19 protein-coding genes and 3 pseudogenes are annotated in these 22,123 nt (G+C 58.4%); 11 read left to right on the forward strand and 11 right to left on the reverse strand.

What is annotated here, in order from left to right:
* Nucleotides 1–59: 59 nt before the first annotated feature.
* From QMK51_RS14130 to QMK51_RS14140, 3 genes are all read right to left on the reverse strand, one after another.
* Complete coding sequence (locus QMK51_RS14130; RefSeq protein ID WP_258700726.1) at nucleotides 60–1,361, reverse strand: NAD(P)/FAD-dependent oxidoreductase; 1,302 nt, start codon at nucleotides 1,359–1,361, stop codon at nucleotides 60–62.
* Nucleotides 1,358–2,446 (reverse strand): polyamine ABC transporter substrate-binding protein, encoded by a 1,089-nt coding sequence (locus QMK51_RS14135; RefSeq protein ID WP_320390594.1) that lies wholly within the window; start codon nucleotides 2,444–2,446, stop codon nucleotides 1,358–1,360. Before QMK51_RS14135 ends, QMK51_RS14130 begins: the two co-directional genes overlap by 4 nt.
* 150 nt (nucleotides 2,447–2,596) lie before the next feature.
* Entirely contained in the window at nucleotides 2,597–3,955 is a 1,359-nt protein-coding gene (locus QMK51_RS14140; protein ID WP_320390595.1) for a glutamine synthetase family protein, read from the reverse strand.
* 162 nt (nucleotides 3,956–4,117) lie between these two features.
* Between QMK51_RS14140 and QMK51_RS14145 the strand changes: the two genes are divergently transcribed.
* Nucleotides 4,118–5,053, forward strand: a complete 936-nt coding sequence (locus QMK51_RS14145) for a helix-turn-helix domain-containing protein (protein WP_320390596.1) — start codon at nucleotides 4,118–4,120, stop codon at nucleotides 5,051–5,053.
* A 13-nt stretch (nucleotides 5,054–5,066) separates the two neighbouring features.
* Nucleotides 5,067–5,483, forward strand: coding sequence for a YMGG-like glycine zipper-containing protein (locus QMK51_RS14150; RefSeq protein ID WP_258700569.1), 417 nt, complete (start codon nucleotides 5,067–5,069; stop codon nucleotides 5,481–5,483).
* On the opposite strand, the gene QMK51_RS14155 is transcribed toward QMK51_RS14150, so the two are convergent.
* From QMK51_RS14155 to QMK51_RS14165, 3 genes are read right to left on the reverse strand one after another with little or no spacing between them, the layout of a single operon-like run.
* Entirely contained in the window at nucleotides 5,468–6,499 is a 1,032-nt protein-coding gene (locus QMK51_RS14155) for a DUF2955 domain-containing protein (protein WP_320390597.1), read from the reverse strand. The genes QMK51_RS14150 and QMK51_RS14155 overlap by 16 nt on opposite strands.
* Nucleotides 6,489–7,628 (reverse strand): HlyD family secretion protein, encoded by a 1,140-nt coding sequence (locus QMK51_RS14160; protein ID WP_320390598.1) that lies wholly within the window; start codon nucleotides 7,626–7,628, stop codon nucleotides 6,489–6,491. The genes QMK51_RS14155 and QMK51_RS14160 overlap by 11 nt, the downstream gene beginning before the upstream one ends.
* Complete coding sequence (locus QMK51_RS14165; RefSeq protein WP_320390599.1) at nucleotides 7,621–9,159, reverse strand: TolC family protein; 1,539 nt, start codon at nucleotides 9,157–9,159, stop codon at nucleotides 7,621–7,623. Before QMK51_RS14165 ends, QMK51_RS14160 begins: the two co-directional genes overlap by 8 nt.
* 332 nt (nucleotides 9,160–9,491) lie before the next feature.
* On the opposite strand from QMK51_RS14165, the gene QMK51_RS14170 reads away from it, so the two are divergent.
* A complete protein-coding gene (locus QMK51_RS14170) occupies nucleotides 9,492–10,016 on the forward strand; it encodes a transporter suffix domain-containing protein (protein ID WP_320390600.1) in 525 nt (174 codons plus the stop codon).
* Between the two features lie 31 nt (nucleotides 10,017–10,047).
* Nucleotides 10,048–10,593 carry a cupin domain-containing protein gene (locus tag QMK51_RS14175; protein ID WP_258700574.1) on the forward strand — a complete coding sequence of 182 codons (546 nt, stop codon included), beginning with the start codon at nucleotides 10,048–10,050 and terminating at the stop codon, nucleotides 10,591–10,593.
* On the opposite strand, the gene QMK51_RS14180 is transcribed toward QMK51_RS14175, so the two are convergent.
* Nucleotides 10,569–11,204, reverse strand: a complete 636-nt coding sequence (locus QMK51_RS14180) for a response regulator transcription factor (protein ID WP_320390601.1) — start codon at nucleotides 11,202–11,204, stop codon at nucleotides 10,569–10,571. The two genes, QMK51_RS14175 and QMK51_RS14180, sit on opposite strands and share 25 nt — an antisense overlap.
* 34 nt (nucleotides 11,205–11,238) lie before the next feature.
* Complete coding sequence (locus tag QMK51_RS14185) at nucleotides 11,239–12,600, reverse strand: cache domain-containing protein (RefSeq protein WP_320390602.1); 1,362 nt, start codon at nucleotides 12,598–12,600, stop codon at nucleotides 11,239–11,241.
* 365 nt (nucleotides 12,601–12,965) lie between these two features.
* On the opposite strand from QMK51_RS14185, the gene QMK51_RS14190 reads away from it, so the two are divergent.
* The gene (locus tag QMK51_RS14190) at nucleotides 12,966–15,023 is read left to right on the forward strand and encodes a carbon starvation CstA family protein (protein ID WP_320390603.1); all 2,058 of its coding nucleotides are present in this window, start codon (nucleotides 12,966–12,968) and stop codon (nucleotides 15,021–15,023) included.
* Between the two features lie 14 nt (nucleotides 15,024–15,037).
* On the forward strand, nucleotides 15,038–15,235 hold the full coding sequence (locus tag QMK51_RS14195) for a YbdD/YjiX family protein (protein ID WP_007938220.1): 198 nt from the start codon (nucleotides 15,038–15,040) through the stop codon (nucleotides 15,233–15,235).
* Between the two features lie 71 nt (nucleotides 15,236–15,306).
* Here the strand turns inward: QMK51_RS14195 and QMK51_RS14200 are convergent.
* The 3 genes and pseudogenes from QMK51_RS14200 to QMK51_RS14205 all read right to left on the reverse strand — a co-directional run.
* Nucleotides 15,307–15,722 (reverse strand): annotated as a pseudogene (locus QMK51_RS14200) (LysR family transcriptional regulator); the annotation flags it as partial.
* Between the two features lie 24 nt (nucleotides 15,723–15,746).
* Nucleotides 15,747–15,935 (reverse strand): annotated as a pseudogene (locus tag QMK51_RS28995) (hypothetical protein); the annotation flags it as partial.
* 75 nt (nucleotides 15,936–16,010) lie between these two features.
* Entirely contained in the window at nucleotides 16,011–16,913 is a 903-nt protein-coding gene (locus QMK51_RS14205) for a GntR family transcriptional regulator (protein ID WP_320390604.1), read from the reverse strand.
* 161 nt (nucleotides 16,914–17,074) lie between these two features.
* Between QMK51_RS14205 and QMK51_RS14210 the strand changes: the two genes are divergently transcribed.
* The 5 genes and pseudogenes from QMK51_RS14210 to QMK51_RS14235 all read left to right on the forward strand — a co-directional run bounded on the left by QMK51_RS14210 (nucleotide 17,075) and on the right by QMK51_RS14235 (nucleotide 22,062).
* Nucleotides 17,075–17,809, forward strand: coding sequence for an aspartate/glutamate racemase family protein (locus tag QMK51_RS14210; protein WP_320390605.1), 735 nt, complete (start codon nucleotides 17,075–17,077; stop codon nucleotides 17,807–17,809).
* Complete coding sequence (locus QMK51_RS14215; protein WP_320390606.1) at nucleotides 17,769–18,518, forward strand: hydroxypyruvate isomerase family protein; 750 nt, start codon at nucleotides 17,769–17,771, stop codon at nucleotides 18,516–18,518. Before QMK51_RS14210 ends, QMK51_RS14215 begins: the two co-directional genes overlap by 41 nt.
* Nucleotides 18,519–19,288: 770 nt before the next feature.
* Nucleotides 19,289–19,526: pseudogene (locus QMK51_RS14220) on the forward strand (patatin-like phospholipase family protein); the annotation flags it as partial.
* A gap of 301 nt (nucleotides 19,527–19,827) precedes the next feature.
* Complete coding sequence (wrbA, locus tag QMK51_RS14225; protein ID WP_223616323.1) at nucleotides 19,828–20,430, forward strand: NAD(P)H:quinone oxidoreductase; 603 nt, start codon at nucleotides 19,828–19,830, stop codon at nucleotides 20,428–20,430.
* Nucleotides 20,431–20,970: 540 nt separating this feature from the next.
* Entirely contained in the window at nucleotides 20,971–22,062 is a 1,092-nt protein-coding gene (locus tag QMK51_RS14235) for a patatin-like phospholipase family protein (RefSeq protein ID WP_320390607.1), read from the forward strand.
* Nucleotides 22,063–22,123: the final 61 nt, after the last annotated feature.

Genomic DNA, 22,123 nt, shown 5'->3' on the forward strand with positions numbered 1-22,123 from the left:
TTCGCGAGCAAGCCCTGACATTCAACCAATAACGTCGCCTTTGCAAAGGGTATCCCCCTTCAGCCAAGCAATTCACGCAGGCGATACCAGAACATGCCCAGGGCCAGCAGCGGCGAGCGCAGGACTCGTCCGCCGGGAAAGGTCATGTGCGGCACCGCGCTGAACACGTCCAGCCCCTGGCTGTGCCCGGCGTGAATAGCTTCGGCCAGCAGCCGTGCGCACCAGTGGGTCACGTTCAGGCCATGGCCGGAATAGCCCTGGGCGTAAAACACGTTCGGGTACTGGCTCAAGCGTCCGGCCTGGGGAAAGCGGTTGGCGGTGATGCCGATCTTGCCGCCCCATTGATAGTCGATGCGCACATCCGCCAGTTGCGGGAAGACCTTGAGCATTTTCGGCCGCATGTAGGCACCGATGTCCACCGGATCGCGCCCGGAATAATGGCAGGCACCGCCGAACAGCAAGCGTCGATCCGCTGAGAGTCGGTAGTAGTCGAGGCCGACTTTCTGGTCGCACAGCGCCAGGTTCCGCGGGATCAATTGCGCGGCAACCTCAGGCGCCAAAGGTTCGGTGGCGATGATGTAGCTGCCCGCCGGCAGCACCTTGCCGCTCAGGCGCGGTTCGAGCTCTTCCAGATGCGCGTTACACGCCAACACCAGACGGCCGGCGCGTACCGTGCCGCCCGCGCAGCGAACCTGCACGGTACTGCCGTGGATCAACTCCAGCACCGGGCTCTGCTCGAAGATCCGCACCCCGAGGGCTTGCGCCAGCCGCGCTTCGCCGAGCACCAGATTGAGCGGATGCAAGTGGCCCGAGCCCATGTCGATCAGGCCGCCGGCATAAAGGTCCGAGCCCACCACTTGCTGGCGGAGTTGCTTGGGGCCGACGAGTCGGGTTTCATGGGCGTAACCCAATTCGGCGAGACTTTGCAGTTCAGCCTTGAACGCCGCGAATTGCGCCGGGGTATTGGCCAGCTCGCAGAAGCCCCAGCGCAGGTCACAATCGATCTCATGTTCACGGATGCGATTACCCACCAGTTCCACGGACTCGATGCCTGCACGCTCCAGATAGCGCACGCCTTCCTCGCCGACATAACGGGCGAAACCGCTGACGTCATGGCCGATGCCTCGGATCAACTGCCCGCCGTTACGACCGCTGGCGCCCCAACCGATCCGCCGGCCCTCCAGCAGAATCACCGAGAGTCCGCGCTGCGCCAGTTCGATCGCGGTATTGACCCCGGTAAAACCGCCGCCGACCACGCAGACATCGGCCTCAAGGTCCGAGTCCAGTGTGGGGCAGGGCGCCATGCCATTGGCCGACGCCGCGTAATAGGAGCGGGCATGTTGGTTGTCGTATTGATTCATTGGTTGGACTTCACTTTGCTCCAGGAACGGGTCATCAGACGCATGATCGCCTGGGGCGGGGTGGTGGAGATGTAAAGTTTGTCGAGGACATTCTGGGGTGGGTAGACCTCTGGATTATTGACCAGCTCAGGATCCATGTATTGCTTGGCCGAAGGGTTCGGATTGGCGTAACCCACCGAGGCACTGACCTTGGCGATCACTTGTGGGTCCAGCAGGTTATTGATGAAAGCGTGAGCCTCTTTCGGGTTACCGGCGTCGGCGGGAATGGCCAGCAGGTCGAACCACAGGTTGCTGCCTTCCTTCGGGATTGAGTAGGCGATGTTCACGCCGTTCTTCGCGTCCTTGGCGCGATTGGCCGCCTGGAACACGTCGCCGGAATAACCGAAGGCTACGCAGATGTCACCGTTGGCCAGATCCGACACGTACTTGGATGAGTGGAAGTAGGTGATGTAAGGCCGGATGCTCAAGAGCTTGGCTTCGGCTTTTTTGTAGTCCTCAGGGTTTTCGCTGCTTGGGTCCATGCCCATGTAGTTCAGGACTGCCGGGATCACTTCATCGGCCGAGTCCATCATCGACACGCCGCATTGGCTGAGTTTCTTCAGGTTTTCAGGTTCGAAAAACACGGCCCAGGAATCGATGTGATCGATGCCCAGCACCTGTTTGACTTTGTCGACGTTGTAGCCGATGCCATTGGTGCCCCACAAATAGGGCACGGAATGCGCGTTCTGCGGATCGTTTTTCTCCAGCAGCGTCAGCAATTTCGGGTCGAGGTTTTTGAAATTGGGCAGCTGCGCGCGATCCAGCTTGAGGAACGCGCCGGCCTTTACCTGGCGCGCGAGAAAGTGGTTGGACGGCACCACCACGTCATACCCGGTGCGGCCGGCGAGCAGTTTGCCCTCCAGGGTTTCGTTGGAGTCGAACACGTCGTAGATCACCTTGATCCCGGTTTTCGCCTGGAAATCGGCGAGGGTGGTGTCGCCGATGTAATCGGTCCAGTTGTAGACGCTCACACTTGGCTGAGCCTGTGCTGCAGTGCTGAACAACACCGCCAGCGCGACCGGAACCACGGATTTCAATAGACGCATATCGACACCTCTTTGAGTTATTCGGTTTTCAGGTGTTTCTTTGGTGTTGTGGCGACCCTCTTCGCGAGCAGGCTCGCTCCCACAGGGAAACGCATTCCAAATGTGGGAGCGAGCCTGCTCGCGATGAGGCCCTAACGGACAACGCAGGCCTCAGACGCTAAGCAATAAAAATTCCCGCTCCCAGGAGCTGATCACGCGTTTGAAGTTTTCGTGTTCGGCCCGCTTGACCGCGACATAACCCCGGACGAATTTTCTACCCAGGTAACGCTCGATGGTTTCGCACTCTTCCATGCGGGTCAGGGCGTCCTCGATGGTGATCGGCAGACGCAGGTTGCGCCGCTCGTAGGCGCGGCCCTGCACCGCGGCACTCGGTTCGACCTTTTCGACCATGCCCAGATAGCCGCACAACAGGCTCGCGGCGATCGCCAGATAAGGGTTGGCGTCGGCGCCCGGCAAGCGGTTTTCCACGCGCATGGCGTCGGGGCTTGAGGTCGGCACGCGCAGGCCGACGGTGCGGTTTTCTTCACCCCATTCGACGTTGACCGGCGCCGAGGTGTCGGGAAGGAAGCGGCGGAACGAATTGACGTTGGGCGCGAACATCGGCAGCACTTTGGGGATGTACTTTTGCAGACCGCCGATGTGGTGCAGGAACAGTTCGCTCATCTGCCCGTCGGCATCGGCGAAGATCGGCTGGCCGCTGGCGATGTCCACCACGCTTTGATGGAGATGCATGGCGCTGCCAGGCTCGTCGCCGATGGGTTTGGCCATGAAAGTCGCGGTGACGTTGTGCTTGAGTGCCGCTTCGCGCAGGGTGCGTTTGAACACGGTGATCTGGTCCGCCAGGTCCAGCGCATCGCCGTGGCGGAAGTTGATTTCCATCTGCGCCGGGCCGTCTTCGTGGATCAGCGTGTCGAGGTCCAGGCCCTGGAGTTCGCACCAGTCGTAGACGTCTTCAAACAGTGGGTCGAACTCGTTGGCGGCGTCGATGGAAAACGACTGGCGACCGCTTTCCGCACGGCCCGAACGCCCCAGTGGCGCCTTGAGCGGCAAGTCCGGGTCTTCACAGCGTTGGGTGAGGTAGAACTCCATTTCCGGGGCGACAATCGGCTTCCAGCCTTTGTCGGTGTAGAGCTTCAGGACTTTTTTCAGCACATTGCGTGGCGACAGTTCGATGGGATTGCCGAATTTGTCGAACGTGTCGTGGATCACGATGGCGGTCGGCTCGATGGCCCATGGAATGACGTAAACCGCGTCGGCAACAGGTTTGCAGACCATGTCGATGTCAGCAGGATCGAGCAGGTCGTAGTAGATGTCGTCGTCGACAAAGTCCCCGGTTACCGTTTGCAACAGCACACTTTCCGGCAGGCGCATGCCTCGCTCATGCAAGAACTTGTTGGTGGGTGCAATCTTGCCGCGAGCAATGCCGGTCAAGTCGCTGACCACACACTCGACCTCGGTAATCTTGTGATCTTTCAGCCACGTGAACAGCTGATCGAAAGGGGCATTCATAAAAACCTCATCGTTGGTTCGATTAACGCCGGGGAGGGCGGCTTCATCCACCGGACACTTCCCCTGTGGCGCGTTGACGACTATCTTGGGTGAGCCGTGGCGTTCCATCTATCCACTTTAAGCAGCACCAAAACGCACCAAACGAGTGCGTAAGGTCAGCCCATGACAGCGTGCAATCCGTTACAGGTTCAAGCCTTCAACACCGCCGACGTGGCCGAGCAGATCCGCGCCACACCGGGTTGGGTGCAGCACTATCAGCAGATGTCTGCGGGGCATTTCGCCGGGCGGGTGCGCTATCTGGACTTGCAAGGCGTGGAGATTTACGAGGAGCAGATGAACACCCGGGTCGAGCAGAATTTCAGTGCCCCCGAAGGCTCGCTGGCGTTCTGTTTCGATCGCAGCGACAACTCGCTGTACCTGTTGAATGGCGAGAGCCGCAACATCTGGATCACCCCGGAGAACTACCAGGAAATCGCCGTGGTGTTCGGTCCCGCATTCGTTCAGCGCCACGGCCTGGACGTGGCGCGGCTCGAAGGCTTGTTCATGGCGCCGCTCAACTCGGGGCAGAACGCGCTGTTCAGCCGCTGGTTGAGCGGCACGTTGACGCGGCTGGCGCAGACGCTGGATCCGCCGAGCAAAGAGGCGTTGACCCAACAGTTACTGGAGGACTGTTTGTACATCCTCGATAACGCCTGTGTGTGCCTGGATCGCGCAGGCTTGCAGCGCCGGGCCGAAGAGCGAACGATCATGAAGCGTGTCGCCGAATGGGCCGCCGATACCCCGGAAGAAACCCTCAATTTGCTGGAATTGTCCCAACTGGCCGGGGTTTCGCTGCGCCAATTGCAGCAGGCGTTCAAAGCGTATACCGGGATGTCGCCCACGCATTGGTTACGCTTGCGCCGGCTCAACAGTGCGCGCCGTGAGTTGCTCAGCCGTACGGCCAGCGATACGACGGTCGCGCAAGTGGCGATGCACTGGTCGTTCTGGCATTTGGGGCGGTTTTCCAGCAGTTATCGCGCGTTATTCCAGGAACTTCCAAGCCAGACGCTCGCTCGCAAATACAGCGGAGGTCATCATGAGTCGGTTACCGTCTTTTAGTTTGTGTGTTGTCATGTCGATGGCCTATACGCAGGTTCAGGCCGAAACGGTCGTGCCCTTGAAAGGGCAGAGCTCGCAACAAATCCAGCTGGACATCAACGATTGTCGCAATGTCGCGGCGAGTCAGAGCGCCTCAACTGCGCCACCCTCGGGCGGGCGACTGCGGGGTGCGGCGGTGGGTGCTGCTGCCGGGGCTGCGGGCGCTGAGGTGCGAGGACGTCAGCATGACGAGTTTTACGATCGGGTCGACGACGATGTGAAGCAGGAATATCGCCAGAACCGTGCCGGGCAAACCGCGGCGGCGGGCGCGGTGGTCGGTGGCGCGCGCCAGCGTCAGGAACGCCGGGCGCAGCAAAAAACCAGCGCGGCGACCAGTTCAACCGCCTATACCAGTTGCCTGCAAGGGCGGGGTTATCAGGTAACGCCCTGAGCACCAGGCGTACGCTGCCGCTGTTCGATCAGGTGAACCATCAGGTCGGCATACAGCGTGAGGGCGATAAACAGCGCCATGCGCACGGCGAAGGCGGTATAGACGTCCTTCCCCACGATACTGTCCTGAACCGACTGGCCCAACAGGATGATCAGCGTGACCAGGCTGTTGAGCCAGAACCCCGGGGTTTGTCGAGTCGGGCTCAGGGCATAGAGCTTGCGCGCCAACAGCAAGCCGAACAGCAGCATCCACAGAAAGAACATCCACAGGTGCACAAACAGGCTGAGCGCGCACCAGAACACAATGGCCAACAGCCCGCCCATCAAGGTCGAGCCGAGCAATTCACGACCGGCGTTGCGCGTCGTTACTGTCGAACTCTGCTGACCAAGACTGACCGCTTTCAAAATGATCGGCAGATAACTGGCCGGGTCAATCAGTGCCAACAGGAACGCCGGCATCACGATCAGGGTGGCACGCAGCGCTATCCTGGGCACTTCCTGCGCCGGTACCGCGCTGGCGGCGGGTGGGGAGGGCGCATTGGCCGGGTCGGGAAACAGCCAGTGACTGAATGCCACGACGATGACGGCGAGGATCAAGCCCTTGACCAAGGCACCGATGACCATTATCGCCAGATCGAACTCGGCGACGCCGGCCGAGGAAATCATGGTCAGGCCAATGATCAGAAAGGTCACGATCAAAGTGTTGCCGCCGCGTAGCCCAAAACCAAAGGCCAGGAACAGACTGACACCGATCAGCAGCACGCCGCTTAGGGGGTAATAGCGCAGGACCGGGATCAACAACAGGCCGATGCCGGTGGTCAGCATCGCGACCAGCGCAAGCACCAGTCCGGCCTTGAATGGCAGAGGCTTGTTAAGCGTGGCCAACAGCAGCACGGCGAGTACCGGCGCAATGAACGGGATCGGTAGCGCCAGGCCGAAGCTGACGGCCAGGCACAGCGCCGTGCCGATGGCGAGACGCGGCGCCCGTTGGAACCTGGGCGGGTGATCAGTAGGCATAAGACAACCAGCTCATCAGCCAAAAAAACAGGCGTCCCAAGGGATTCAGCGGATTATTTTGCGCAGGGAAGGCCATGACTTCGGCCTGGCCCCCGGCACGAATGGCGCGACTGTCACGTAGCACCTGCATGGCCTCGGCAGAAAACTCGATGATCACCGGGAAACGTTGCGCCGGACGCAACCAGTCGCGGCTGTTTTGCACACTGGGCAAGGTGCCCGGCGCCGGCGTCTGCCCCACGCTGACACCGTAGCCGACACTGCGCACCCGCCCTTCGAAGACCTCGCCCGGCAGCGCGTCCAGCACGATCGCCACCGGGGTCCCGGGTTTGACCCGCCCCAGGTTGTTCTCGGTCATGTCCGCGCTGATCCACACATCGTGAATGGCAATCAAGGTCATGACCGGAGTCCCGACCGCGGCGAATTGACCGACATCGGTACGCAGATCGGTAATCAGCCCCGCCGAGCGCGCGCGGACCTGGGTGTTGGCCATGTCGAGTTCGGCTTTTGACAACGCGGTGGCGGCGCTACGCAACAGCGCGTTGTCTTCCTCGCTGCCGCCTTCCTGCTCCCGTGCGCGTTGAACTTCGGCACGGGCCGCGGCGACCTGGCTGACGGCCTGTTCACGGCTGGCCCGTGAGCCTTCAAGCAGGCGCACGGAAATGGTTCCCCGGTCTTGGCGATACAAGCTTTCAAGGCGTTCGTTATCCTGCCGGGCCTTGAGTTCATTGGCTTGGGCCGCCCGTAACGAGGCTTGCGCGGAGGCAATGCCGGCGGTGCTGGCGCCGATTTGCCGGCGGGTAGACTCAAGATCAGCGCGTGCGCGGTCGGCGGCTATTTGATAGGGCTGCTGATCCACTTCAAACAACACATCGCCTGCCTTGACGTCCTGGTTGTTGCGCACGTTCACGCGGATCACCCGACCTGCCACTTCGGCCGCCACCGGAATGACAAAGGCCCCCACCCGAGCCTGTTGCGTATAGGGCGTGAAACGGTCAGCCGACAAGTACCAGGCCAGGCTCAGGACAATCAGCAGCATCACCCATTTGATGCCTTTTTTCGCAGGGTCGGCAGCCGGCTCGGGCGCCTTGGGGGAGGGCGCCTCGGCGGCGGGTGGCGAGGGTTCACTCATCGGCTTTGACCTTGTCTGACGAAGGATAGGATGCTCGCAAAGGGGCCGGTTCATTCAGCAGGTTGCCCCAGTCGGTGCGGTGTTCCATTTGCTGGCGAGTGCCTGGATCGACAGTCGGCCGGGCGCTGTACCAGCCGCCGCCAAGGGCTTTGTACAGGGCGATCAGGTTGCTCACCGCATTGCTGCGGCTGAGTAGATAATTGTCCTGCTGTTCGAGCAGTGCGCGTTGAGCATCGAGTACGCGCTGGAAGTCCGAGTAACCTTCCCGGTATTGGGTGCTGGCCAGGCTCAACGAGCGCTTGGCGGCTACCTGCGCCTCCCGCAGGATGCGCTCGCGTTCCAGTGATTTGGTCAGGCCGCTGGCGGCGTCATCGGCTTCCCGTGCGGCCTGGCGGACTTTGTCGCGATAAACTTCGATCAGTTGCTGCAACCGCGCATCCTGTACCCGCACGTTGTTGCTGATCTGACCGTGGTCAAACAGGTTCCAGCGCAAGCTGGGGCCGCCGACCAGGTCCAGGCTGTTGGAGGTGCCGTGCAGTGAGTCGGTTGTCCAGACGATGCTGCCGAGCAAGGTCAGCGACGGATAAAAGTCTGTTTCAGCGACACCGATCAGTGCTGATTGGGCGGCGACATTGAGTTCGGCGGCGCGTACGTCCGGTCGACGCAACAGCAGGCTGGCCGGCACGTCTTGCAGCACGGCCCGGTCAACCAGCGGAATCAGCCCCTGGTTCTCCAGCAGTTGGGGCAGGGCGCTGGGCGGCTGTCCGATCAGCACGGCCAACGCGTTGCGGGTGCGCAGTACTTGCCCCTCGAGCTCCGGAATGCTGCTCAAGGTCCCCAGGTACTGGGTCTTGGCTTGTTGCAAATCGAGTTCGGCGCTCTGGCCACTGTTGAACAGTTTCTCGGTGATCTCAAAGTTGCGCTTTTGCTGCTCGGCGTTCTCTCGGGCGACGCGTAAACGCGCTTCGCTGGTGCGCAGCGAGAAGTAAGTGTCGGCCACCTGAGCGCGCAGCAGTACCAGTGCGTCTTCATAGTTGGCTTGAGCCGCGAAGTAACTGGCATCGGACGACTCGATGGCCCGACTGAAACGCCCCCAGAAGTCCAGTTCCCAACCGATGTCAAAGCCCGCACTGTGCTGCCAGAAATGGCTGTCTTGCGGGTTACTCCCGCCGGATTGCTGGCGGTTGAAGTACAGGCTGTCGGCGCTGGCCTGTTGCAGTTGCGGATAGCGTCCGCTTTGGGCAATCCCCAACTGGGCACGGGCTTCCATGACGCGAAGGCCGGCAATTTTCAGGTTTGAATTGTGCGCATCCGATTCGGCAATCAACGCGTCGAGGACCGGGTCGGCGAACACTTGCCACCACTGGCGAACATCGGGATTGAGGCGTCTTTGGCTGGCCTGTTCGAGCGCAGGGCTACTCCAGCGTTTTGTCCACGCCTCGCCGGGCGCCTGGAAATCCGGCCCCAGACGTACGCAGCCGCCAAGGCCCAGGGCACCCAGCAGAAGCAGCCGAACCGAACGCGTCAGCATCGCTGCACTACAAGTAGGTCACGGGAAAACCTCATCCGAGCGTCCCCAAATATTGAATGCCCTCTGAGCTACACAAACCCTGTGGGAGCGTGGCTTGCCCGCGAAGAATGCGCCGCGGTTTTTCAGGTATTACGCGTCATCGTTCTTCGCGGGCAAGCCACGCTCCCACAGGTTGTGCGTCTTAACTTACCGGTATCAGGGCTTGAACCGATTCGCTTAGGTTAGTACAGCCCGGACAAACACAAGGTCATATTGGACGATCATGGAACCGACCAACTGCTACGCTTCTGAAAGCTATTTATTCGGGCCAAAAAGAGAAGGGTACGAAGACCATGAGCAGCCCCCAGGACAACATTGCCCCCAGCTCCACCGGTTGGCGCTTCAAAGCAGGCATTGCGATACTCAGTTTGACGCTGCTCTCCTGGCTGATGGTGCCACTCGCCGCCGCCGCGGATGTGCCCGGCCCAAAGATCGCGGCACTGACAGGCATCCTGTTTATCAGCAACAAGATTCTGTTGATCCTCGCCATTGCGGTCATGGGCAAGTCCGGTTTTCAGCAACTCAAACGCAGCGTGTTTGGTTACGTCTCCACGCTTGCACCGACCGCCGACCTGGAAGTAGGCCCGTTTCGCCATAGAATTGGCATGGTGATGTTTTGCCTGCCACTGATCTCATCGTTTCTCGAACCTTACGTAGACACGCTTTGGCCTGGGCTGAGACCGAATCTCTGGCAAGTCCAGGCGTTGGGCGATGCCATGTTGATCGGCAGCTTTTTCGTATTGGGCGGGAATTTTTGGGAGAAGGTCCGTGCCTTGTTTATCCGCACGGCGCGTGTCGTGAATACCAGTACAGTGTGAATCGTAAAACACCACCGGGAGCATCTGCGCAATGACAAAAGAGGGACTCGATACACACAGGCCTGATGCTCTGGCAGTCGTCGCCGCACTCAACCTGGAACCCCACATGGAAGGTGGTTTCTACCGCAGAACCTTTCAGGCGGATCACCGCGCCATGGTTGAAACCGAGGGCGGTCGGCGTTACTTGCTGACCTCCATCTATTACCTGTTGACCAGGGATTCGCCGATTGGCCACTTTCACCTGAATCAATCCGACATCGTGCATTACTACCATCTGGGCGACCCGATTCAGTACAGCCTGATTTCCCCGGACGGCACATTGAAAACCGTGGTGATGGGCAGTGATGTTATTGCGGGGCAGTGCTTGCAGCTGCATGTGCCGGGTGGCGTCTGGAAGGCTTCGCAACTGATGGATGGCTCGGCGGGCTACGGCTTGATCAGTGAAGCCGTATCACCGGGGTTTGATTACGCGGATATGGAGTTGGGGACCCGGCGCAAGCTCGGCGAATCGTTTCCCGAGCATTCGCAATTATTTGAAAAGCTGACCCAGGATCAGGGGGCAGAAATGATCCCGTGATCGATCGCGTATTTTACGAGGGCGGCGGGTTTGTCGATGTTGAGCTTGCGGCGGATGCTCAGGCGATGGGTTTCCACCGTCCGGACACTGATGTCCAGCTCGCGAGCCATTTCCTTGTTGTTCAACCCCTGAACCATCTTGTACAGCACCTGGCTCTCGCGCGGTGTCAGTTCGTTGTCGGTACTTTTGTCGGCGATGAGCCGTTGCGCAATTTCGGCACTGTAGAACGTCCCGCCACTGACAATGGCTTCGATTGCCGCAATGATTTCCCGCGAAGGCGCGTTCTTCAGCACATAGCCGCTGGCACCCGAGCGAACGGATTCACTGACGTATTCATAGTTGTCGTACATGCTCAGCACCAGCACTTTGAGCGACGGGTACTGGCTGCGTAACAGCCGGGTCAGCTCAAGCCCGTTGATGTCCTTCAGGCTGATGTCGACCAGCAACAGATCCGGCTGGCAGCGCCCGACCATTTCAATGGCATCGGCGCCATTCTCGGCTTCGCCCACCACTTCCAACGGCGCCATGACCGCCAGCAGCGATTTGATCCCGTCGCGGACCAGGGAGTGATCGTCGACCAGGGCGACGCGGATCGGGTAGGGCAGGTTCATCGCAGGCATTCACTCTAATTGTCATAGGGGTGAGTCAGCGTTCTGTAGCGGGCAGTTTCATTGGCAGCAGCACGTCCAGCTCACTTCTTCCCGGCATCGATGTCAGGTCGAATCGACCACCAAAATGCTCGACACGTTCACGGATATTACGCAGGCCAATGCCTGCCTGGCGACGTTCGACCTGGGCGACGTTGAAACCGATACCATCATCGATCACCGTCAGCCGTACGGATTTTTCCGAGCCGTGCAGGGTAATGATGACGTGTTTTGCCTGTGCGTGGCGTTCGATATTGGTCAGGCCTTCTTGCACAATGCGAAACAGCGAGACGGCAGCGCCATCGACCAGGTGACAGTCGAATTCATTATCGTTGAAGGTCACGACCAGACCGCTGCGCTGCTCGAATTCTGCGGCGAGTTGACCGATCGCCGCCGGCAAGCCCAGGGTGTCGAGCAGCGACGAGCGCAGGTCGTGGGAGAGGCTGCGAACCTCGCCAATCGCATCCCCAAGACGCTGCGTGGCGTCTCTTAAAATGCTCAAGCCCTTGTCTTGCCCGTTCTCCAGTACATGGCTGGCCAGTTCGAACTGAAACTTGATAGAGACCAGTAGCTGGCTGATGCCGTCGTGCAGTTCTCGGGACACCCGTGACCGCTCTTCCTCCTGCAAACTGACGATGCGCTGGGTCAGGCGCTGGAGTTTTTTGTCGGCCAGACGATGTTCGCTGACGTTCAGCGTCATGCCGCTGGCGAACACGAACAGCACCGCCACGAGGGCCACCGCGGCAATTGCCAGCATGGTTTTGCGGATACCTTGAGCCACTTCGGCACGCGCTTGCTGGGTGGCGCGCTCTACGTCTTCAAGGTAGATGCCGGTGCCGAGCATCCATCCCCAATGATCCAGCATCACCACGTAAGCCAGCTTGTCGGTCACTTGGCCGGACGAGGGTTTGTTCCAGGCGTAACGTTGAAAGCCTTCGCCTGATTCCGCGCTTTTGAGCAACGCCTGGATCACCGGCAGGCCGTGCGGGTCTTTCATGTCCCACAGGTCTTTGCCCACCAGCTCCGACTGGCGCGCGTGCATCAGGCTACGGCCTTCGCGGTCGTAGACGAAGAAGTAACCATTGATGCCAAAGCTGAGTTTGCGCAGTTCTTCCAGCACTTGTTGCTGTGCGCGCTCATCACCCCGACCGTCGTCGTACAGAGGCGCGATCAGGCTTTGCGCCATTTCGACGTAGTTTTTCAGTTCTGCGCGCTTGCTGGCCAGAATGCTGTCTTCGATCAGCTGCGCCTGTTGATCACCCAGTTGGCGGTTCAGGGAAATCACCAGCGCGCAGATGACCGCGATCGCCAACACCAGCGGCAAAATCCCGAGCGCGACGATTTTGTGTTTGAGCTGCATCTCTACTCCTGGCCAGACCGAGGGAGGGCGAAGGCCCGGCATCATATGCCAAAGATAAGCGCCTCCAGTAGCGGTGCGAGACAGAAAGACCCGCGGCGATGCAGAAATGCAAAACCCTGTGGGAGCGAGCCTGCTCGCGATAGCGGTGGCCCAGTCAACATCGACGGTGAATGTCAGACCGCTATCGCGAGCAGGCTCGCTCCCACAGGTTTTGCGGCATCTGCGTAGAACTACGTAGATGCCGCGTACGTATTAACGCGGATTTATTTGTCGACAGCATGCGTGGATATTGGGTCCGCTCCGCACAGCGGACACAATTATAATAATTACCGCCGCAGTCACTGGCTGTCGGCAGGAGACACGCTATGCCCCGTCTGGCTAAACACCTCGCCTGGTTTGCCGTGGCTGTCCTGGGAGCGTTTGCGCTAAGTGTCGTGGCCCTGCGCCGCGGCGAAGCCATCAACGCCCTCTGGATCGTAGTCGCAGCAGTCGCTATCTACCTTGTCGCATACCGCTATTACAGCCTGTTCATCGCCACCAAGGTGATGCAGCTCGATCCCAATCGAGCGACTCCCGCCGTACTCAACAACGATGGTCTGGACTACGTACCGACCAACAAACACGTCCTTTTCGGTCACCACTTCGCGGCTATCGCCGGCGCGGGGCCGCTGGTCGGTCCGGTATTGGCGGCGCAGATGGGCTACCTGCCCGGCACGCTGTGGCTGATTGCCGGCGTGGTGCTGGCCGGTGCGGTTCAGGACTTCATGGTGCTGTTCATGTCCACCCGCCGCAATGGCCGTTCCCTGGGCGACATGGTCCGTGAAGAAATGGGCCGCATCCCCGGAACCATCGCGCTGTTTGGCTGCTTCCTGATCATGATCATCATCCTCGCGGTGCTGGCGCTGATCGTGGTCAAAGCCCTGGCCGAAAGCCCGTGGGGTATTTTCACGGTGATGGCGACCATCCCGATCGCGATGTTCATGGGCATCTACATGCGCTACATCCGTCCGGGCCGCATCGGTGAAATTTCGGTGATCGGCGTGGCATTGCTGCTGGGTTCGATCTGGCTGGGCGGGCAGATTGCTGCTGACCCGGTGTGGGCCAAAGCATTCAGCTTCACCGGGATCCAGATCACCTGGATGCTGATCGGCTACGGTTTTGTGGCAGCAGTGTTGCCGGTGTGGCTGATTCTGGCACCGCGTGACTACCTGTCTACTTTCCTGAAAATCGGCACCATTGTCGCGCTGGCGATCGGCATTCTGATCACCATGCCCGAGCTGAAAATGCCGGCATTGACCCAGTTCATCGACGGCACCGGGCCGGTGTGGAAGGGTGGTCTGTTCCCGTTCCTGTTCATCACCATCGCCTGTGGCGCGGTGTCCGGTTTTCACGCACTGATTGCTTCCGGCACCACGCCGAAGCTGCTCGCCAGTGAAGGCCATGCCCGTTACATCGGTTACGGCGGCATGCTGATGGAATCCTTCGTGGCCATCATGGCAATGGTTGCCGCTTCGGTGATCGAGCCGGGTGTCTACTTCGCCATGAACAGCCCGGCGGCCCTTGTCGGCGCGGATGCTGTTTCGGTTGCTCAGACCGTTAGCAGCTGGGGTTTTGCGATTACCCCGGAAGCGCTGCAAGCGGTGGCCAAGGACATCGGTGAAACCACCATCCTGGCGCGTGCCGGTGGTGCGCCGACCCTGGCGGTCGGTATCGCGCAGATCCTGCACCACGTTCTGCCGGGTGAAAACACCATGGCGTTCTGGTACCACTTCGCGATTCTGTTCGAAGCGCTGTTCATCCTGACCGCAGTGGACGCCGGTACCCGTGCCGGACGTTTCATGCTGCAAGACTTGCTCGGTTCCTTCGTGCCGGCGCTCAAACGCACCGAATCCTGGACCGCCAACCTGATCGCCACCGCCGGTTGCGTGGCAATGTGGGGTTACCTGCTGTACCAAGGCGTGATCGATCCATTGGGCGGGATCAACACCTTGTGGCCGCTGTTCGGTATCTCCAACCAGATGCTGGCCGGTATCGCGCTGATGTTGGCGACCGTTGTGCTGATCAAAATGAAACGCCAACGCTATGTGTGGGTGACCATGCTGCCAGCCGTGTGGCTGCTGATCTGCACCACCACCGCCGGCTTCATCAAGCTGTTCGATGCCAACCCGGCAATCGGCTTCCTGGCGCTGGCCAAGAAGTACAGCGATGCGTTGGCCAACGGGCAGGTCCTGGCCCCGGCCAAGAGCATCGAGCAGATGCAGCATGTGATCTACAACGCCTATACCAACGCGACCCTGACCGTGCTGTTTTTGCTCGTGGTGTTCAGCATCCTGTTCTTTGCACTCAAGGTTGGCATTGCCGCCTGGGGTACCAAAGAGCGTACGGATAAAGAAGCACCATTCCAGGCTCTGCCGAATGCTTGATCGAGGAGTGCAGCATGTTCAATGACCTGAGTCGCCTGGGTAAATACCTCGGTCAGGCCGCGCGCCTGATGGTCGGCATGCCCGATTACGACAACTACGTCGAGCATATGCAAACCGAACACCCGGACAAGCCGGTGATGAGCTACGAGATGTTCTTTCGCGAACGTCAGGAGGCCCGTTACGGCGGCAAGGCGGGGCCGAAGTGCTGTTGACCCGCTGATGGCGGGTTATCAGATGTGATGTGGGAGCGGGCTTGCTCGCTCCCACATTGATTGGCGTTCAACTGACTGGCCAACGGGTTGTCGCTGGAAAGGGCAGCCACCAGCGGCTCTTCACCCAGGGACAGCACCCGGACCCCGGTTTGCCCGCTTTGAGGCAGCAGTCGGCTCATGCCGACACCAACTGCCCGGCCGATCCGGCGGCCAGCTTACTGGCGATGACTTCGGTCAGGTCGGCCTGTTCCAGTACGGCACGGGCGTAAGGCAGAAAGTGCCGGCCTTGCGCCGTGAGCGACACCGCGCGACTGGTGCGGTCAAACAGGCGAAAACCCAGCTCGGTTTCCAGGGCCGAAATCTGCCGGGTCAACGGCGGCTGGGCGAGGTGCAGACGCAGTGCCGCACGGCCAAAGTGCAGTTCTTCGGCGACCGTCAAAAAGTAACGTAACCGGCCCGGCCAGTTATCGAGGCGTCGAACTTGCACCTTGATTCTCAACACCGGTTTATCCGGCGGCTGTGCAAGTCCTGAAATGTCCTGGGTATTGAGGCGCTGCGTCAACTCGGCAGAGAGTGCACTGCGTATTTCGTCACAAAGGCCAAAAAGCCAGAAACGGAACGCTGAGAACGGCCAAAAAATTGCCTCTGCAGTACAAATGAACGGTGTTTTTTGTATTTTGTATCGATGAGAGACAATCATGCTAAGCTGATCGGCGAATTATTGGAGAGCACTCTGACGAAGCTTCGATCAGTAATAGGGTGTTAGTGGTGCGCTCTATATCCCATCATCTTCTGGCATGACGCCTTGATGAGTCTTGAGTCGGCCCACTTCGTCCAGATGCCTCCAGAGAAATTGCGCGGCTTCTTCACGCCGATCAGACTCGATGAGGTCGAGCAAATGGATGTGTTCCTGGCATTGCGCCATAAGACGAGTGCGATCGACGTTGGCTTTGTAGCCCATGAAACGCCGGAGTTGATTTTGCTGGCGGATGGCATCGATGAAAAAGACATTTCCGGAGCACTGCACGATCAGTTCGTGAAATTGTGCGCCCACTTGGAAGAGTTGGGCACGGGACAAGGTATGGATATCCCCGTCGAGCATGGCCTGCTGTTGCTGCCGGGCCTTGGCAAACGCGGCGTGATTGATCTGATAACCAGGCTCAAGCAAGGCGGCTGGCTCGATGGCCATACGGAAGCGGTAGCTTTGGATGTATGTCTGGGCGTTATGCACGAAGTCTTTGAGACCCCATCCTTGCCCCGGCTTGCGCTCCACCATGGCTTCGCTGGCCAGCCGGTTCAATACCTTGAGCAATTGTCCGCGAGGCACTTCGTAACGGCGCAACAGCTGCGCTTCGAAAAAGTGGTCAGGTATTTCTCCGCCAAGAATGTCGTCGACTACGCGAAGGTAAAAGTCTTCGAAAGGATCACTGACAAGAGGGAATGCTGTTTCCTGAATCTGCCCTGCGCCCTGTTTCAGAAAGTAGCCACGATTGGGCTCCTGAATAGCCAGGTCCCACTCGGCGAGCAAGGCAAACACTCGGCGAATAGGCGAGCGCGAAACACCAAGCGCTTGCGCGAAGGTCTGTTCGCGCAACGGCTCACCGGCTTTCATCGAACGGGCGCGAACCATTTCGATGACGCGCGGGGCCAATTGCAAGGCAAGGTCTTTCTTGATCACGAGCTCTATCTCAAATGGTTAGCTTCAGTCCGCTCCCTTCGGGTTAGATGTGGCCATCGGACTGGTGCTGGAAAATACCATACGAAGCGGATGAGGGTATCCGTACAAAGAGCGTTGGCGGACATGTCGAACAACGAACAACCTTGTCGAGGCACATGAGCATGAAGGCTCCACGTATTTTTCTGATCCACGCGACCGCATTGGCGATCGATCCCATCACGGCGGCCTTTGCCCGGCAATGGCCGCAGGCACAGATCGTCAATCTGCTCGAAGACTCGTTGTCCCGAGACCTGGTGAAGGAGGGCGGATTGACCACGAGTATGAAGGCGCGTTTTCTGACGCTTTCCCGCTATGCAGTACAAAGCGCAGCGGACGCCATTCTTTTTACCTGCTCGGCTTTCGGTGATGCCATCGACCTGTGCAAGCCTGATATTGCCATTCCAGTACTCAAGCCGAACGAAGCCATGATCAACCAGGCTCTAATGCAAGCGTCGCGTGTTGCCGTGCTGGCGACGTTCGAGCCTACCATCACCTCGATAATGGCCGAGTTCAAGCAAGCGGCTGAGCGTAGCGGTCGGGCAGTGGAGGTGGTGCCCTATTTTGTCCCTGGAGCCATGCAGGCGCTGAGTGAAGGGAACAAAGAAGGTCACGATGCCGCCATCGCGCAAATGGCCGCTCAGGTCGGAGCCTGCGATCTGATCTGTTTCGCCCAGTTTTCGATGACGAGCGCTGCAGCGCAAGCACAGGCTCGCTCTGGTCTGCCTGTATTGACCACTCCCGGCAGTGCAGTGCTGGAGCTGCGAAGGACGCTCCAGGCTGATGATTTCGTTTCTTCCCAGGATGGATGTTTACCCAATGCTCAAGTTCAATGCTCATCTCGGTTTCCAGTTCAATGAATTGCCTTTTCTGCAACGCATCGAAGCCGCCGCCGCCGCTGGTTTTCGGGCGGTGGAGTTCCCGTCCCCCTATGAGTTCGACGCGAGCCTCCTGGCCGACCATCTGGCTCAATACAGTCTGCCTTTGATTCAGTTCGCCGCACCGGCTGGCGTTACCAAGGGTATCGCTGCCTTGCAGGGCAAGGAAGAAGAGTTTCGCAACGGGTTACTCCAGGCCGCCAGCTATGCAAAGGCGCTGGCGTGTTCGGATGTCCACATCATGTCTGGCGTCACGACGCAGGACGAGGCAGCGCTTATCTTCGGGGGCAACCTGGAGTATGCAGTCAAGTACTTCGAAGATCAGGGTTTACGACCGCTTATCGAAGTAATCAGTTCGCAGGCGATGCCGGACTATTACATGTCTGACTTCAGCAAGGCGCAACAGGTGCTGGAGACCTTCCCGAGTGTTGGGCTGATTCTCGATCTTTACCATGCCCAGCTTTTGACCGGAGACGCAGCAGATGTTCTGGCTCGGTTTTATGACAGAACCGTCCATGTGCAAATTGCCGACTGCCCGGGTCGTCACGAACCGGGAACGGGGAGCATCGACTTTACTGCCTTGTTCGCGGCGCTGGAGCAGCGTGGCTACCCAGGATGGATCGGTTGTGAATACCGTCCTTCCGGTTCTACCGTTGCGAGCCTTGGCTGGATTAAGCAGCTAAGTGTTTAGCGCTTGCGACGCGCGAACGACACCACCATAAGGATTTATCCGGACGATGCTGGCTCCCGAGGGAATCGGGTGTACAGCATTCGGGATCAGATCGGCGCGTCGAATGAGGGGGCATGGAACAGTTACGTTGTTTGCTCATGCTAGACAATCATCTCAAAGCCATTGGTTTCAACGCTGTTCAGCACTTCGTTAAAAAGTCCAAGTGAAAGCTGAAGCTCACATCAAAACTGCGTGTAACCAGGCTAACCATGAAATATGTTGTTACGTGTAATGTATATTATGTTAAATAATATGTCAGAGCGGAACTTTTACAAAAGCTCCGCCTGCACTCTCTGGCAACGTGAAGCCGGTATGGACTGGCGGTTCATTAAAATGCCGACGTTATCGACCTCTTGGGCACCATTCACTCGCTCCCGGAACACAACGCGCTGTAGTGCTCCGACACTCACGCGCCGCTGCCTGACCCTGCTGTTGTTGCCGTACCACGAACCCCCCTCCAGGTTTTGCGATAGCTGAATAATGGATGACGTAAACGGCCAACCGGCCTGGTAAAGAGCCTGTATAGAATATCGGCTTTCGAAGCCGATGCACTTTTAAGGATTACCTGGCGCGACTCTCATTGTGGCGCTTGGGCATGCCCCAAATAGACGCCGAATAGATTTGAGCAAGTCAATCACGTCGCCCGTTAATCAGTCTTGAAAAAATGGAGATGACCATAGATTGCTCTATGAATTCAGGGGTGATTTGCGTTGCAATCTCAAGCAAATCTCAGTGTTCGCCACGGAGGCGAACTTGAGCAGGCGTTACTGGCCAGCGCAGTCATCCCGCTGGTGTTCCCCTGCGTACAGATCGCCGATCAGTTCCTGGTTGACGGCGGCGTGGCACAGACCGAGTCTTTGCTGCAGCGTGCCTATGAGCAGACCCTCCGGTGGCTGGAGCATGGGGGGGCTCGAGCGCACCAAGGTACCGGGGGCCCTGACCATCCATTCGCATGCCCATGAGCATTGAATGTACATCCGACAAAGCCATTCAGAACTTTCCCATACTTGAGCGCGATGCCGGATTTGTTGCGCGCCCTTCCCCACTATCGCGACGCGCAGGGGCAACAAAAGCGTCTCTGTCTGCCAGCAGGCAATATATGGAGCTGCTAGTGTTAATCCGCATGCCGTCAAAGTCCCTGCAGTCGGGTGGGTGTGAGCCGCCGTTTTGTTCGTGACCGAGTGCTACGCCCGCCGCTGCTGTTCGTTGGCAGTGGTGTAACCCAAGATCTTCCTAATCCATCGAATGGCGCTTAATCCAGGAGAAAATCATGGCGAAGGTACTGGTTCTCTATTACTCAATGTACGGCCACCTCGAAACTATGGCTGGCGCAGTGGCCGAAGGCGCACGATCCGTACCCGGCACAGACGTGACGCTCAAACGTGTCGCTGAAACCATCCCGGCCGAACAGGCAGCAGCCATCGGCGTCAAACTTGACCAGAAGGCACCGGTGGCGACACCTGACGAGCTGGGCAATTACGATGCCATCATCTTTGGTACACCGACGCGCTTCGGCAATATGGCGGGACAGATGCGCACGTTTCTCGACCAGACCGGAGGACTGTGGATGAGCGGCGCGCTGGTCGGGAAAATCGGCAGTGTCTTTGCGTCGACCGGCACCCAGCACGGTGGCCAGGAAACCACGATTACGTCGTTCCACAGCACACTCCTGCACCAGGGGATGGTCATCGTGGGGGTGCCTTACAGCTGCGCAGGGCTGACCAACATGAGCGAGATCACCGGCGGTACGCCCTATGGCGCGACCACCCTGGCGGGCGCTGACGGTAAACGGCAACCGTCACAAAATGAACTGGATATTGCGCGCTTCCAGGGTAAGCACGTCGCTGAGCTTGCAATAAAGATTGCGGGTTAACGCAAGCACCTAAATGGGCGCGTGTTGCAGGACAGGAGTCGGGCTTCGCTGGCCTGTGTAACGCCGGGACGGATTTCACCACCGCGCGCTGATGCTCGCTGGTTGCTTGGCAATTTTAGAGAAAGCCTTGCGCGTCGGGAGTCATTGAAGACGACGTAAGCGTTTTTGAATTCAGAGGAGCGACGTTCTAGCGAGGTCGCTCCTCATCCCGTCAGTCAAACTGACCTCCAAGGCTCCGCATTTGCAGGTGCGCGAGCGCTTTATCCACGCACAGAGACTAAGACAGTCCGCTACACGGCGACAGCGTAACTTGAGCAATGCTTTGTTCGGCCTGGAGTACGGGCTCTACCAAGGGACCGACGTCTTTGGTGATATTTTCTACCTAATCCACAACACCAGTACCGTCGGCGATGCGTTGCTTGAACTCCGGGCTATCATAATGCAATGACAACCAGTCTTACTGGTGGTTACGTGCAATCTGAGGAGCCCTCCTTACAGCGGCATGGCTCTAGGAACTCTTCGAGTTGATGGGGAAAAAGGATGGCCGAGTCACCTTTCATCGAGCCGACTACGAAACGTTTTTCCTTAGCATTGTCTGGTGGTGGGGTCAGAGCAATGGTGTTCCATCTTGGTGTTTTGGACTTCCTTGCAAAGAAACAGATGCTAGAAGACATTACGCACATTTCTACCGTATCAGGTGGTAGCTTGCTTGTTGGCTTAATTATGCAGGAGGCCGGCTGGAAATGGCCTTCTTCCGCTGTGTTTTTGAGCAGTGTTTATCCAAGTATTCGAGCGAAAATGTGCTCACGCAGTCTGCTTTTCAGTGCTCTACGGCAACTACGTAGCCCTCTAAATTTTCGTTTCCTTCTTTCTCGTGCAAACCTGCTTTCGTTAGGTTTACAGAATGAGTGGGGGGTCAACGCCAAACTTTCAGACATTCCTCCTTCACCCGAGTGGTCTATAAATGGTACGACTGCAGAGAATGGAAAGCGCTTTCGTTTTAAATACGACAGTATCGGGGATTTTTCGATTGGGTACGCAGATCCTGAGAATTTCCCGCTATCGGGTGCACTTGCTGTATCTGCAGCGTTTCCAGGGGGCATCGGCCCTTACTCATTAAAAACACGCAATTTTACTTGGCTGACGCGTCCTTGGAATGCTCCATTGTCGGCGAACAGGGTCACCACACCAGTGTTTCGAAAGTTGCGCTTGTACGATGGTGGTGTCTACGACAATTTAGGCCTTGAACCGCTTTTTGATGCTGGGAGAGGAATACCTAAGCATGGCCAACAAGCGATACTTGTATCTGACGCGGGCGCGCCTTTGAGCATGGGGTTTTCAGCAGGATTGCTTAGTCCTTGGAGGCTTATGCGGATCGCAGACATCATGTCTGAACAGTCCCGAGCGTTGCGAGTACGAACATTCGTAGACTATCTCAAAAATGGCCCTGGTCGAGGGGCCTACCTAGGCATTGCGAGTCCTTTGATCAACCCAGCTCTTAATGCTGCAGCGGAGTTCTCTTGTCGTTTCCCTACAACGCTGCGCCGCCTAAAAGCGTCAGAATTCGAACTTCTTGCTGGTCATGGATACGCACTTACAGAGAAGATTGAACAAACGTACGGATTACTTTAGCCACCGCGCGAGGCATGCATTTTCGAGCAGCACGGACCTACGCCCAGACTCAATAAGGTGA

Origin of the sequence: Pseudomonas sp. P9_31, assembly GCF_034008235.1 — a bacterium.
Lineage (GTDB): Bacteria > Pseudomonadota > Gammaproteobacteria > Pseudomonadales > Pseudomonadaceae > Aquipseudomonas.